At 42.8% G+C, this 12,834-nt stretch carries 15 protein-coding genes; 6 read left to right on the top strand and 9 right to left on the bottom strand.

Going from position 1 to position 12,834, the window contains the following annotated elements; translation table 11 throughout:
* Positions 1-348: 348 nt before the first annotated feature.
* The 5 genes from cydP to FTV31_RS02880 are packed head-to-tail and all read left to right on the top strand — an operon-like array spanning position 349 to position 3,700.
* A complete protein-coding gene (gene cydP, locus FTV31_RS02860; RefSeq protein WP_004783737.1) occupies positions 349-540 on the top strand; it encodes a cytochrome oxidase putative small subunit CydP in 192 nt (63 codons plus the stop codon).
* A complete protein-coding gene (locus FTV31_RS02865) occupies positions 540-2,126 on the top strand; it encodes a cytochrome ubiquinol oxidase subunit I (RefSeq protein WP_125279135.1) in 1,587 nt (528 codons plus the stop codon). The genes cydP and FTV31_RS02865 overlap by 1 nt, the downstream gene beginning before the upstream one ends.
* A complete protein-coding gene (cydB, locus tag FTV31_RS02870) occupies positions 2,123-3,268 on the top strand; it encodes a cytochrome d ubiquinol oxidase subunit II (RefSeq protein ID WP_180003736.1) in 1,146 nt (381 codons plus the stop codon). Before FTV31_RS02865 ends, cydB begins: the two co-directional genes overlap by 4 nt.
* Positions 3,269-3,292: 24 nt before the next feature.
* Positions 3,293-3,394: a cytochrome bd-I oxidase subunit CydX gene (gene cydX, locus FTV31_RS02875; RefSeq protein ID WP_004783742.1), complete on the top strand. Its 102-nt coding sequence runs from the start codon at positions 3,293-3,295 to the stop codon at positions 3,392-3,394.
* 3 nt (positions 3,395-3,397) lie between these two features.
* Positions 3,398-3,700 (top strand): cyd operon YbgE family protein, encoded by a 303-nt coding sequence (locus tag FTV31_RS02880; RefSeq protein ID WP_159123153.1) that lies wholly within the window; start codon positions 3,398-3,400, stop codon positions 3,698-3,700.
* A gap of 48 nt (positions 3,701-3,748) precedes the next feature.
* On the opposite strand, the gene FTV31_RS17255 is transcribed toward FTV31_RS02880, so the two are convergent.
* The 7 genes from FTV31_RS17255 to FTV31_RS02915 form a co-directional block, all read right to left on the bottom strand.
* Positions 3,749-4,108 carry a hypothetical protein gene (locus FTV31_RS17255; protein WP_257227135.1) on the bottom strand — a complete coding sequence of 120 codons (360 nt, stop codon included), beginning with the start codon at positions 4,106-4,108 and terminating at the stop codon, positions 3,749-3,751.
* Positions 4,109-4,245: 137 nt separating this feature from the next.
* Positions 4,246-5,385: a rod shape-determining protein RodA gene (gene rodA / locus FTV31_RS02890; protein ID WP_125279132.1), complete on the bottom strand. Its 1,140-nt coding sequence runs from the start codon at positions 5,383-5,385 to the stop codon at positions 4,246-4,248.
* Positions 5,386-5,485: 100 nt separating this feature from the next.
* On the bottom strand, positions 5,486-6,199 hold the full coding sequence (ispD, locus tag FTV31_RS02895; RefSeq protein WP_180012918.1) for a 2-C-methyl-D-erythritol 4-phosphate cytidylyltransferase: 714 nt from the start codon (positions 6,197-6,199) through the stop codon (positions 5,486-5,488).
* Positions 6,168-6,551, bottom strand: a complete 384-nt coding sequence (locus FTV31_RS02900) for a septum formation initiator family protein (RefSeq protein WP_034171068.1) — start codon at positions 6,549-6,551, stop codon at positions 6,168-6,170. The genes ispD and FTV31_RS02900 overlap by 32 nt, the downstream gene beginning before the upstream one ends.
* A 13-nt stretch (positions 6,552-6,564) precedes the next feature.
* Positions 6,565-7,854, bottom strand: coding sequence for a phosphopyruvate hydratase (gene eno, locus FTV31_RS02905; protein ID WP_034171067.1), 1,290 nt, complete (start codon positions 7,852-7,854; stop codon positions 6,565-6,567).
* 44 nt (positions 7,855-7,898) lie between these two features.
* The gene (gene kdsA, locus FTV31_RS02910; protein ID WP_180012919.1) at positions 7,899-8,756 is read right to left on the bottom strand and encodes a 3-deoxy-8-phosphooctulonate synthase; all 858 of its coding nucleotides are present in this window, start codon (positions 8,754-8,756) and stop codon (positions 7,899-7,901) included.
* A 31-nt stretch (positions 8,757-8,787) separates the two neighbouring features.
* Positions 8,788-10,428, bottom strand: a complete 1,641-nt coding sequence (locus FTV31_RS02915; protein ID WP_104426986.1) for a CTP synthase — start codon at positions 10,426-10,428, stop codon at positions 8,788-8,790.
* Between the two features lie 228 nt (positions 10,429-10,656).
* Here FTV31_RS02915 and FTV31_RS02920 point away from each other — a divergent pair, with 228 nt between their 5' ends.
* Positions 10,657-11,112 (top strand): hypothetical protein, encoded by a 456-nt coding sequence (locus FTV31_RS02920; protein ID WP_373684945.1) that lies wholly within the window; start codon positions 10,657-10,659, stop codon positions 11,110-11,112.
* 61 nt (positions 11,113-11,173) lie between these two features.
* Here the strand turns inward: FTV31_RS02920 and FTV31_RS02925 are convergent, their stop codons facing one another.
* Entirely contained in the window at positions 11,174-12,280 is a 1,107-nt protein-coding gene (locus FTV31_RS02925) for a YheT family hydrolase (RefSeq protein ID WP_180012920.1), read from the bottom strand.
* Positions 12,281-12,349: 69 nt separating this feature from the next.
* On the bottom strand, positions 12,350-12,760 hold the full coding sequence (locus FTV31_RS02930; protein ID WP_180012921.1) for a nuclear transport factor 2 family protein: 411 nt from the start codon (positions 12,758-12,760) through the stop codon (positions 12,350-12,352).
* Positions 12,761-12,834: the final 74 nt, after the last annotated feature.

Below are 12,834 nucleotides of genomic sequence, written 5' to 3' on the forward strand. Positions count from 1 at the left end.
CCTCCCCAATTTCATATTAGAAAAGAGCCTGCCTGATGCGGGTTCTTTTTATTTTTTAATTAATCCCGACTATTTTAACTAGAATAAAAACTGAATAAAAACCCCAGCAAAATAATCAGGATTAATATACTTGAAAAATAAATTCCAACCATTTTAATCAGATTAAAATAATCTATTGTTACAAAAAATAATCACAAATATTTAGAATAATTATCAAACTTTTAATTAAATATTATTAATATTTTCAATAACTTATAAATATATATTTATTTAAACTATTTGGTCTATTTATTTTTTAGTTACAATCGATTAATAATATATAACAAACCACATAATAGGCTTGTTCACATGAGCTTAGTTTCTAAAAATTTAAACCAAAAAACAGTAAGAGAGATTACTGCGATTTTAATTATCAAGATCATTCTACTTCTGGTAATTAAAAATATTTGGTTTGATGCGCCTACTATTCCAAAAGATTTTGACACTCAAGTCGCCGAGCGTATCGCCGGCAATCCTTCCCAAATCAAGGAGACACGTTGATGATTTCTGAAAGCGTGGTCGATCTTTCGCGGTTCCAGTTCGCTATGACCGCGATGTATCACTTTATTTTTGTTCCACTGACCTTAGGCCTGGCATTTCTGCTTGCCATTATGGAAACCACCTATGTGATTTCCGGCAAAGAAATTTACAAGGACATGACTAAGTTTTGGGGAAAACTGTTCGGGATTAACTTTGCCTTAGGGGTAACCACAGGCTTGACCATGGAGTTCCAGTTCGGAACCAACTGGGCATATTATTCGCATTATGTGGGTGATATTTTCGGTGCACCATTGGCCATTGAAGGTTTGATGGCCTTCTTCCTTGAATCTACTTTCATTGGTTTATTCTTCTTCGGTTGGGACCGTTTATCCAAAGTACAGCATCTGGGCGTGACCTGGTTAGTTGCACTGGGATCTAACATGTCTGCACTGTGGATTCTGGTTGCCAATGGCTGGATGCAAAACCCGGTTGGTTCAGCATTCAACTATGAAACCATGCGTATGGAAATGGTGGACTTTGCAGCACTGATCTTTAACCCGGTTGCACAGGTTAAATTCGTACATACTGTTTCTGCAGGTTATGTGACTGGTGCCATCTTCGTACTGGCGATTTCAAGTTACTACATGCTGAAAAAACGTGACCTGCCATTTGCACGCCGTTCATTTGCGATTGCTGCCATTTTCGGTTTAGCGTCTACCCTTTCAGTGATCTTGCTGGGCGATGAGTCTGGTTATGAAATTGGTGATGTACAGAAAACCAAACTGGCTGCGATTGAAGCAGAATGGGAAACTGAACCAGCGCCTGCAGCATTTACTTTATTTGGCTTCCCAAATAAAGAAACCATGTCTACCGATTATGCTGTGAAAATTCCTTATGTTATGGGGATTATCGCTACACGTTCTGTAGATACTCCTGTTACTGGTATTAAAGACCTACTGGTTGAACATGAAGGTCGTATCCGTAACGGTATGGTGGCTTATGAACAACTGGAAAAACTACGTGCTGGTGATCAGTCTCCTGAGCTGAAAGCTGCATTTGCAGAAACTCAAAAAGATTTGGGCTACGGTCTGCTTCTGAAAAAATATACTGCAAATGTTGTAGATGCTTCTGACGAGCAAATTAAGGCAGCAGCAAAAGATACTATTCCACATGTACCAAGCCTGTTCTGGGCATTTCGTGCCATGGTCGCTTCTGGCTTCCTGATGCTGGTTCTATTTGTTCTTGCAACTTTTGCGGTGGCTAAACGCAATGCAGAAAACAAACCTTGGTTATTAAAATTTGCATTATTTGCACTACCACTTCCATGGATTGCGGCACAAACTGGCTGGTTTGTTGCTGAAGTAGGTCGTCAACCTTGGACTATTGGTGAGGTTCTGCCTACACATTTATCGACTTCAAGCTTAAGCACAGGCGATGTATGGGGTTCAATCATTGCATTAGCAGCGTTCTACACTGTACTGCTGATCATTGAAATGTACTTAATGATTAAATTCTCACGCCTTGGCCCAAGTTCTCTACATACTGGTAAATACCACTTCGAGAAACTTGAAGCTGCAAAAAAGGCAAATGAGGAGGCTCAAGCATGATCGAATATGAATTACTCAAAATAATCTGGTGGGTACTGGTTGGCGTCTTGCTGATTGGTTTCGCCCTGACTGATGGCTTTGATATGGGCTCCATGGCGATCATGCCATTCGTGGGTCAGAATGATGAAGAACGTCGTGCGGCAATCAATACGATTGCCCCGCATTGGGATGGTAACCAGGTCTGGTTTATTACTGCGGGTGGTGCCCTGTTTGCTGCCTGGCCAATGGTTTATGCAACTGCCTTTTCTGGTATGTACTGGGCACTTCTGCTTGTTCTGTTTGCCTTATTCCTGCGTCCAGTAGGATTCGACTATCGCTCCAAACTGGAAAATACCAAATGGCGTAATGCCTGGGATTGGGGCCTAGCAGTTGGTGGTGCTGTGCCTGCACTGGTTTTCGGTGTCGCATTCGGCAATATGTTCCTGGGTGTTCCATTTACATTAGACGAAACAGTTCGTTCGACTTATTCTGGCAGCTTCTTTGCCCTGCTCAATCCATTTGCACTGGTATGTGGTGTTGTCAGCTTATCTATGCTGTGTGCACACGGTGGTGCATGGTTGATGCTACGTACAGATGGCGATTTACGTGAACGTTCTGCCAAAGCAACCAAAATCATGGGGATTGTTTATCTGGTAGCTTTCCTGGCAGTCGGTGCATGGTTATATTTCGGTGGTATCCAGGGTTATACCCTAGTGACTCCTTACGAAACTAACGGTATCGCTAATCCACTAGCAAAAGAAGTACTGACCAATGCCAACCCAGGCTGGATGAACAACTACAGCACTTATCCAATCACTATACTGGCACCAGTTGCAGGTATTTTAGGTGGCATTATTGTGGTATTGGCTGCATCTAAAGCCAAAGCAGGTTTGAGCTTCTTGGGTTCATCTTTAGCAGTGATCGGTGCAATTTTGACTGCCGGTTTTGCCCTGTTCCCATTCCTGATGCCTTCAAGCATTAATCCGGTTGCAAGCTTAACCATGTGGGATGCGGTCTCCAGCCAAAATACCTTAACTGTGATGACTGTGGCTGCATGCATCTTCGTTCCACTGATTCTGTGCTACACCACTTGGTGTTACTACAAGATGTGGGGCGTGATTACCAAAAAACATATTCAAGAGAATTCACACAGCCTGTACTAAGGCTGTGTCTTAGGAGATAAAATTATGTGGTATTTCGCATGGATTCTCGGCATTTTGATGGCCTGTTTCGCTGGTGTACTCAGTGCACTATATATTGAAAATCATCAAGACCTGGATGAGAAATAAGAGATGACAGACGCTGCAGTTGAACAAGTAAAGATAGAAAAAAAATCTAACCCTTTTGCAATGGTGATTTCTTGCCTATTGGCTTTTCCACTCGCAGCGGTGTTGCTGGTTCATCCTGCTGCAATGCTGGATGCCAACGGGGAATATAGCCACCGCGCCATGATGTTTATCATGATCGGGATTTCAGGCGGTTTTATTCACGGGGTTGGCTTTATCCCTCAGCACTGGTTCTGGAAATGGCTATTTAGTCCGTTTCTGGCTTGGCCGTTAATGCTATGGGGTTATTACACCTGGTTTCTTAATTAGGTATTAAACAGCCAAAAACAAAGCCCTCATTTGAGGGCTTTTTGTTCTTTATTTCTTTTGTGAAACACAGCCTGGTTCATAGGTAGTTCCCAAATCCTGAAGGGATTGAGTAAACTGATTATCCAGTGTACTCACAAACCGGAATTCATCCTGCGCTGTCGCAAGATGCAGATTCTGTTCTGATAGATACTTTAACTGCTTTAAACCGGTTGCATATTCACAGGCTTTAGCAATCATAAGTGCAGGATGCTCACGTCGGTCTACCGATGAGTTCAACACGGCAAGTTTTAGCTCTAACTCATCATATTTTTGTTTGGTTTGCGCCTTAAATTCAGCCTGACTCAGTGGTTTGGTCCAAGCTGAAACAGATAAGCCCAAAATTCCAATGGCTATAATTAATTTATGCATTTTCCCCTCAACAATAAAAATTACATACGATTTATCTAAGTTATTGAATATTTATAGCATAAAGCTACTTTTAATAAATATGAGCAATAAAAAAGCCAGAACTGGTCCGGCTTTGAAAACTTACTTCATTGAATTTTTTAACGATGAGTATGAATTGACATCACAATACCCATCCCTGCCAACATGGAAATCACAGCTGTACCCCCATAACTCATCAATGGCAAAGGGTCACCCGTTACAGGTAAAATCCCACTGACCATGCCTGAGTTTAAAAACACGAAGAAAAAGAAAGTCAGTCCGATCGCACCGGCATACAAACGGCCAAAGTTATGAAAGCTATTCATGCCAATAATCAGACAGCGAATAATAATGGCCGTAAACAGGCTGAATAGCAGAAACACCCCGATAAAACCAAATTCTTCGGCATAAGTCGACATGATGAAGTCGGTATGATGTTCAGGCAGATAACCTAGATGAGACTGCGTACCTTGTGAGTAACCTTTTCCCATAATTCCGCCTGAACCGATGGCAATTTTGGACTGGATAATGTTCCAGCCTGCGCCCAAGGCATCTGATTCTGGATCGAATAAAGTTAGAATCCGTTTCTTTTGATATTCCTGCAACAAGAACATCCACAGCAGTGGCACTGCAACGGCCAAAGCAGCAAAAGCTCCAGCAATTAGACGCCATGACATGCCACTCAGGAACAGTACAAAAATCCCGGGGATCACCAGACCGATATTTAAATCAGGTTGCAGTGCTACCAATACAAATGGCACGCCTAAAATCACCAAAGCACCGACAATATCCAGAAACTTCGGCGGGAAAGGTTTACGAGCAAAGTACCAAGCCATCATCAGTGGCATGGCAAACTTCATTACCTCACTCGGCTGCATACTCCCCACACCCGGCAACGTAATCCAGCGGGTTGCCCCAAGACGCTTTTCACCAATCACAAAGACCAGCAGCAGCATAAAGATACCGAACATATAAAAATATGGACTGGCAGCTTGATAAACCTTCGGTGGCACCTGTGCACAGATAAACATCACCACAAAGCCCACACCAAAACTGATCGCCTGGCGAATCACCATCCCCGAATCTTCAGAGGTGGCACTGTAAACCACCATCAGACCCAAGATCGCATTTAAAATCAGGAAACAAAGCAGCCATGGATCAAGGTGCAACTTGGTCCATCGGGAGGCATTCTGGGGATTAATACTACGTCCATCGCGTGCGGACTGCCGCAAAAAACGATACTGCTGTGAAGGGATCATTGGCCCACGGGTAGAAAATTCATGATGGCAAAATTATAAGTTAAAGTGCTCCGGAATAAATCGCCATTGACCGATTTATTCCATTTTTATTGCAATATATTTAGCGCTGGACAGCCAGAATCAACTTCGCCAGTTCCAGATCATCTGGATAGGTAATTTTAATATTATCGGAACGCCCCTGTACTACTTGGACGGGTTCATCTATATGTTCCAGTGCACTGGCTTCATCGGTAATGGTAGCACCATCTGCTAGTGCCTGCTGAATCGCACGCTTCAAAGTTCCAAGTTTCGCCATTTGTGGTGTTTGCGCCTGCCATAATGTCGAACGATCTACTGTCATTTCAATACCATGATCCTTTACGACACGTTTTAAGGTATCCCGTACCGGAATAGCCAGAATCGCAGCCTGATCAGTTTGAATTGCTGTATTGACCAAATCAATTAAAGAGCTTTGACTCACACAAGGACGCGCCGCATCATGCACCAAAACCCAGTCATCTTCTGAAGCAATCTCAGATAAATACTCTAGTGCATTTAGTACAGAGTTGACGCGTTCTGCACCGCCCAAGCAAAAATGCGCTTTATCCAGACGAGAAAGTGGCAGAGTCTTGGCAACATTATCCTGCACACCGATTGCAAGGACATAACCTGCTAATGGCAATTGATTTAGACGCGCAACCGTATGTTCAAGAACGGTCTGCTCCTGAATCATCTGATATTGTTTAAGTTCGGTTTTGGAAAATCGGCTACCGGAACCTGCAGCTGGTAAAATGACCCACAATTTATGGTGTTGTTGGAACATCAGCTGATTCATTGGTTCTCAAGTCTACTTTATTCGGATTAAGATAAATCGGTTTATATTGAGTACTAATAGTGCTCATTTGCACAAAGGTTTCATGCGGTTTGATCAAACCTAGATCGAGACGGGCATGCTCTTCGATGGCTTCAATACCATTCTTCAAATCATAAACTTCTGCGGCCAGAACGCGATTACGTTCTTTCAGTTCTTCATTCAATTCTACTTGTTGCTGAATTTTCTGGGTCAATGCCTGATGGTCATTATAACCACCCTCACCGAACCAGTATAAATATTGAAACCCTGCGATCAAAACGATCGCAAGGCCCAACAGTACTTTACTCATCAAGGAGTCGAATACATTTAACATTGACATAAGTCGCTTAGTTCAAACCTTTGAACTCAGCTTTACCGCGATATGCAGCTTGAGTCAATTCTTCGATACGAAGTAATTGGTTATATTTCGCTACACGGTCAGAACGGCAAAGTGAACCAGTCTTGATTTGACCTGCTGCTGTACCTACTGCAAGATCTGCAATAGTAGAATCTTCAGTTTCGCCTGAACGGTGAGAGATTACAGTAGAGTAACCATTTGCTTTCGCAAGGTAGATTGCATCTAAAGTTTCAGTCAATGTACCGATCTGGTTGTACTTGATCAGGATTGAGTTACCTACTTTCTCGTTGATACCGCGTTGAAGAATCTTAGGATTCGTAACGAACAGGTCATCACCCACCAACTGGATTTTATCGCCAAGGATAGAAGTCAGGTAAGACCAGCCTTCCCAGTCAGATTCGTCCAGACCATCTTCAATCGAGATGATAGGGTATTGATTTACCAGACCTGCAAGGTAGTCAGCAAACTGGTTGCTTGTGAACGATTTGTTGCCTTCACCAGCCAGGATATATTGACCATCTTTGTAGAATTCTGAAGATGCACAGTCAAGCGCAAGCATAATATCAGAACCAGCCTTGTAACCAGTTTGCTCGATTGCAGACAGGATCACAGTAATAGCTTCTTCGTTAGAACGAAGGTTTGGCGCAAAACCACCTTCATCACCAACTGCAGTGTTCAAACCTTGTTTCTTCAAAACTGATTTTAAAGAATGGAAGATTTCAGCACCCGCACGTAACGCTTCAGAAAATGAAGTGAAACCTACAGGCTCAATCATGAATTCCTGAATATCAACAGTGTTGTCTGCGTGAGCACCACCGTTCAGGATGTTCATCATTGGAACAGGCATAGTCAAAATCTTTTGACCACGGAGATCTGCGATGTATTGGTAAAGCGGCGTTTTCTTTTCTTCAGCAGCAGCACGCGCAGCAGCAAGAGATACTGCCAAAGTTGCGTTTGCACCTAATTTTTCTTTGTTTTCAGTACCATCTAAAGCGATCATCGTATTGTCGATGTCTTTTTGTTCGAATACTGATTTACCCACTAACGCATCACGAATCAGAGTGTTTACGTTGTTAACCGCAGTTTTAACACCTTTACCTAGGTAACGTGCTTTATCGCCATCACGAAGTTCTAAAGCTTCACGAGAACCAGTTGAAGCACCAGATGGTGCACATGCACGGCCAACTACGCCAGATGCCAGGATAACGTCTGCTTCGATGGTTGGGTTACCACGAGAGTCCAAAATTTCACGTGCACGAATGTCAACGATTTGGCTCATGAACAATTCCTCAGTTGATTAATAACAGGATGCTTAAAACTGCATCAATGGGTATCTAATTTTTCAAATCCTTTCACTAGAGTATCCAGCTCTTTTAATTGAGCCAGGAATGGTTCTAGTTGAGATAAACGCAAGGCACAAGGACCATCACATTTTGCCACATCCGGATTTGGATGAGCTTCCAGGAACAAACCTGCAAGACCTGTTGCCATACCGGCACGCGCCAGTGTAGTAATCTGCGCACGACGACCACCGGCAGAGTCAGCACGACCGCCTGGAGTTTGTAATGCATGTGTTACATCAAAGAATACTGGCACGTTCATTTCTTTCATGATGTCGAAGCCCAGCATGTCTACAACCAGATTGTTGTAACCAAAAGCAGAACCACGCTCACAAAGAATCAGCTTGTCATTCCCTGCTTCCAGACACTTATGCAAAATGTGGCGCATTTCGTGCGGAGCAAGGAACTGGGCTTTCTTGATGTTGATAATGGCATCAGTTTTTGCCATCGCTTCAACCAGGTCAGTCTGACGACTTAAGAATGCAGGTAGCTGGATAATGTCAGCAACTTCTGCCACAGGAGCAGCCTGATACGGCTCATGTACATCAGTGATAATTGGCACATTAAAATGTTTTTTAATGTCGGCTAACCACTCGATTCCATTTTCCAGGCCAGGCCCACGGAATGAGTTCAGGCTTGAACGGTTGGCTTTGTCAAAACTTGCTTTAAAGACATATGGAATATCTAAACGTTTGCAGATATCAACATAAGTCTCTGCAATTTCAAAAGCTAAGTCTTTCGACTCAAGTACGTTCATGCCGCCGAATAGTACAAATGGCAAGTGGTTTGCCATTTGTATATCGCCTAAACGTACAATTTCTTGTGGTTTTAATTGTGACATTTAAACTTCCTAGTTGTGTCTTAAACTCGCATTATTTGGTTTTTTGGTACTGTTTTTTCGCAGCATCAATGAAACCGGCAAATAATGGATGTCCATCACGTGGCGAGCTGGTAAATTCCGGGTGGAATTGTACTGCAATAAACCAAGGATGTGCAGGAATTTCAACAGTTTCTACCAGGTGTTGCACTGGAGAATAACCAGAAATCTTCATGCCTTTTTCTTCCAGCACTGGGATATAACGGTTGTTCATCTCGTAACGGTGACGGTGACGTTCGATAATTTCATCCGAACCATACACTTCAGCAGTCTTGGTACCCGGTACCAGTTCAGACTTCTGTGCACCTAGACGCATGGTACCGCCAAGATCAGAATCTACTGAACGCTGTTGAACTTCACCGCGCTCATCTAACCATTCAGTGATCAGACCAATCAATGGAGATTTGGTTGAACGGTTGAATTCTGTTGAAGTCGCATCAGTGATACCCGCCACATTACGTGCATATTCGATCACTGCAAGCTGCATACCTAAACAGATGCCCAGGAATGGAACACCGTTTTCACGTGCAAAACGAATTGCTTTCATTTTGCCTTCAGTACCACGTTCACCAAAACCACCTGGAACCAGAATCGCATCCGCATCTTTCAATACTTCATTGACATCTTGGCTTTCAAGTTCTTCAGCATTGACATAGTCGATCTGAACTTTCACACGATTTTGAATACCGGCATGTAAAAGTGCTTCATTCACAGACTTGTAGGCATCCGGAAGTTCAACATATTTACCAACCATTGCCACACGAACGGTGTATTCAGGGTTAAGTAAAGCTTCTACCACATTATCCCAGTCAGACAGGTCTGCTTCTGGAAGATTGTCATAGCCAAAACGTTCACAGATGAGATCGTCAACGTTCTGTTCATAGAAAGTACGTGGAATCTGGTAGATCGTACGTGCATCTTTACACACGACTACTGCACGCGCTTCTACGTTAGTGAACAAGGCAATTTTACGCGTCGTATCTGCATCAACATCATGTTCAGTACGGCAGATCAAAATGTCTGGTTGAATACCAATAGACAGAAGTTCTTTTACTGAGTGTTGAGTCGGTTTAGTTTTTAATTCTGCTGCAGACTTAATGTATGGGAGTAACGTTAAGTGCATCAGCATCGTACGCTTATGACCAAGTTCAACCATTAACTGACGTACAGATTCCATGAATGGGAGAGATTCAATGTCACCTACAGTACCGCCGATCTCAACGATCGCAACGTCATAACCTTCGCCAGCGCGAAGTACACGTTCTTTGATGTTGTCAGTAATGTGTGGAATAACTTGTACAGTACCACCCAGGTAGTCACCACGGCGTTCTTTATTCAGAACATCCTGGTAAACACGGCCTGATGTAAAGTTATTCAGTTTGGTCATTTTCGCACGACGCAAGAAACGTTCGTAGTAACCCAAGTCTAAGTCTGTTTCAGCACCGTCTTCTGTAACAAAAACTTCACCGTGCTGGAATGGGCTCATAGTCCCTGGATCGACATTAATGTATGGATCCATTTTTACCATGGTCACTTTTAAACCACGGGCTTCTAAAAGTGCAGCAACAGAAGCAGCTGAAATACCTTTACCTAGTGATGAAACAACACCACCAGTCACGAAAATAAAATGGGTCATTGGGTTTCTCGTACAATCGAGCCTAAATCGGCCTGCAATGTTGCGCAATTTTACTTTACCTTGTACCAATAAAGCAAAGTCAATCCGCATCAAATCAAAGAACAATAAACAATTGACTATTCTAACAGCAATTCCTTAAAAAAATTACAGTAAGTTCATATGATTTATATATTGCATTTTGCTGCTATAATAGGAACATTCACACCCTACACTATTCTGTTTGATGCAATGATGATGAAGAAACTTTTAATCTGTACCCTGATCCTGACTGGCCTTACACTGACTGGTTGTGTAAAAAAAGAAGCTCCAAAAGAAGAAGAACAAACCGAAGTTACTCCAGCATCTGAAGTGGTTGCTCCGGAACCTGTACAACTTGAGCCTGTTGAACCATTAGAATCAACACCAGTTGAACCGGTTGAAGAAGCACCAGCAGCACCGACTGTTGAAATCCAGCGCGAACAAACTGCGAATACTACGACTGAAATTCGCCGTGAAGTTAAAAAACCGGAACCTGCTCAATCAGAGCCTGCGCCTGCAGCTGAAACAAATTCAAGCACTGAGCAGCCTGCAAAACCTGCAGCAACACCAGCCGCTCCTAAAAACAACTCATCTTCTGCAAACAAGTCTGAAGATGACGCAGTTGCAGATGCGATTGCTGCTGCTATGCCAGCACTTGAAAACTAATATAATCCTTCATCAAAAAAACCCAGCTTATGCTGGGTTTTTTATGGTTTAAAAATCTCTTTCAAGCTGCCTTTGGAGTATTGGAAAGTTGTAATAAGTAATCCGCCATCAGACGAGTGGCCCATGATTCTGTCTGCATTAAGCCCTGATAAAAGCCACAGTGGCTACCTTTTTTAGTGGTGACAACCACAATATTTGGCATGGCTCGAATGACATCCTTATACGGTTCCAGATTCTGGATATGACAGACCGGGTCATCTTCCGAGTTCAAAATCATCAATGGAATTTTGACATTTTCAAATACATAAATTGGATTGGTGGCCTTGGTATAACTTTCATAATCTGAAAAGCCTGCCAGCTCATAGTAGCGCTGTTCAAATTCAGACAAGTCTTTCACCTCAAGCAATTGCTTCCATGAAGGATAAATCTGCCAGGTTTCCTGATAAGGATGGATAAAACGTTTGATCAGTTTTTTAGCCATGACTTTGCTATAAAACGGATGTACATAGGCAAAACCGGTTTCAGTATTATAGCCTGGGCATAAAGCAAAGGCTGCTTTGAGTGGGGTTTGCTCGCCCTCTTCACCCAAGTAGCGAACCAACAGTCCTGTCCCCGCAGAGGAACCCACACCATAGAGATCGGATTGAGGAAACTTGTCCTGAATATAGAGCAACTGTTCACGCAGATCTTGGGTTGAACCAAACAAGTTCATTTTTGGCACAGGCATTGGCAGGTCAGCATGACCACGGCGCAAACACAGAGCAACACGCCAGCCTGTATATTTATGTAGGTCACGCACCAACTCCCGCATGGATTCCGGAGAGCCAGTAATGGTATGCAATAGCACAATGGTAGGTGTACTTGGCGGTAAATCTAAACCATACCAGGCAATGCCAGTAATGCCGCCATCGGACATATTCAGCTGCTCAAGCACATCATATTGCAGCTTAATCGTGCGTTTTTTTATCAAGTCCAGATATAGAATGTGCGCATGCGCATTCGATAACCACGGTGTTGGACGATATTTCTGTTTTAAAAGTGGTAAACGTTCAATCACACCAGAAAATAAACCATTCGGATTATAATAAAGTGTTGGAAGATCGGCTCCGCTAAAGCGGTCCAGATATTCACTTGAAAGTTGACTCATTTTTTTAAGCCACATTTTCATCTGCATTCCCCTCTAGTTTTCTATCAGTGATGTACAAACTTCATGCCGACTTGAATCAATTGTAGGAAATTAAGTATTAGCCTGATAAGCCTGAATCCGCTGGCCCATTTCTATAGCTAAGGCTTCAAGTCCAGATTTTGGTCGTATCATTACTTCAAAATCAATGATCTGACCTTCATCATTGAACTGAATCATGTCGATTCCCTTAAGTTTCTTATCGCCGACATTGGCGGAGAACTCAAGTACAACATTGTTACCATCTTCACTAAGAAATTCGCGGTGATAAGTAAAGTTTTCAAAGACCTGAACCACATTGGTCAAGATAAAAAATACAACCTGTTTCCCGGGATAAGGATGAAAAGCCACGGGTGAGCGGAATACGACATTATCCGCGAGGAGTTCATTCAATATGGACATATCACGTGTTTCTAACATTTCATGCCAACGCATAATTGCAGTTTGGGTTGTTTGTAGTGTCATTATTATTTCCTTTTTGTTGTAAAGTCCCCCTTTGCAAATAGGGGGATTTAGGGGGATTCTGGTGTTTTAGAATA

The sequence above is a fragment of the Acinetobacter sp. YH16031 genome, from assembly GCF_013417335.1.
In the GTDB taxonomy this organism is placed as follows: Bacteria; Pseudomonadota; Gammaproteobacteria; order Pseudomonadales; family Moraxellaceae; genus Acinetobacter.

Coding starts and splice junctions, on each gene's coding strand:
- cydX (WP_004783742.1), top strand. CDS start 3,293: ATGTGGTATTTCGCATGGATTCTCGGCATTTTGATGGCCTGTTTCGCT.
- FTV31_RS02900 (WP_034171068.1), bottom strand. CDS start 6,551: ATGTTAAATGTATTCGACTCCTTGATGAGTAAAGTACTGTTGGGCCTT.
- FTV31_RS02925 (WP_180012920.1), bottom strand. CDS start 12,280: ATGAAAATGTGGCTTAAAAAAATGAGTCAACTTTCAAGTGAATATCTG.
- FTV31_RS02930 (WP_180012921.1), bottom strand. CDS start 12,760: ATGACACTACAAACAACCCAAACTGCAATTATGCGTTGGCATGAAATG.
- FTV31_RS02865 (WP_125279135.1), top strand. CDS start 540: ATGATTTCTGAAAGCGTGGTCGATCTTTCGCGGTTCCAGTTCGCTATG.
- eno (WP_034171067.1), bottom strand. CDS start 7,854: ATGAGCCAAATCGTTGACATTCGTGCACGTGAAATTTTGGACTCTCGT.
- FTV31_RS02880 (WP_159123153.1), top strand. CDS start 3,398: ATGACAGACGCTGCAGTTGAACAAGTAAAGATAGAAAAAAAATCTAAC.
- ispD (WP_180012918.1), bottom strand. CDS start 6,199: ATGAATCAGCTGATGTTCCAACAACACCATAAATTGTGGGTCATTTTA.
- cydB (WP_180003736.1), top strand. CDS start 2,123: ATGATCGAATATGAATTACTCAAAATAATCTGGTGGGTACTGGTTGGC.
- kdsA (WP_180012919.1), bottom strand. CDS start 8,756: ATGTCACAATTAAAACCACAAGAAATTGTACGTTTAGGCGATATACAA.
- FTV31_RS17255 (WP_257227135.1), bottom strand. CDS start 4,108: ATGCATAAATTAATTATAGCCATTGGAATTTTGGGCTTATCTGTTTCA.
- FTV31_RS02915 (WP_104426986.1), bottom strand. CDS start 10,428: ATGACCCATTTTATTTTCGTGACTGGTGGTGTTGTTTCATCACTAGGT.
- cydP (WP_004783737.1), top strand. CDS start 349: ATGAGCTTAGTTTCTAAAAATTTAAACCAAAAAACAGTAAGAGAGATT.
- rodA (WP_125279132.1), bottom strand. CDS start 5,385: ATGATCCCTTCACAGCAGTATCGTTTTTTGCGGCAGTCCGCACGCGAT.
- FTV31_RS02920 (WP_373684945.1), top strand. CDS start 10,657: ATGATGATGAAGAAACTTTTAATCTGTACCCTGATCCTGACTGGCCTT.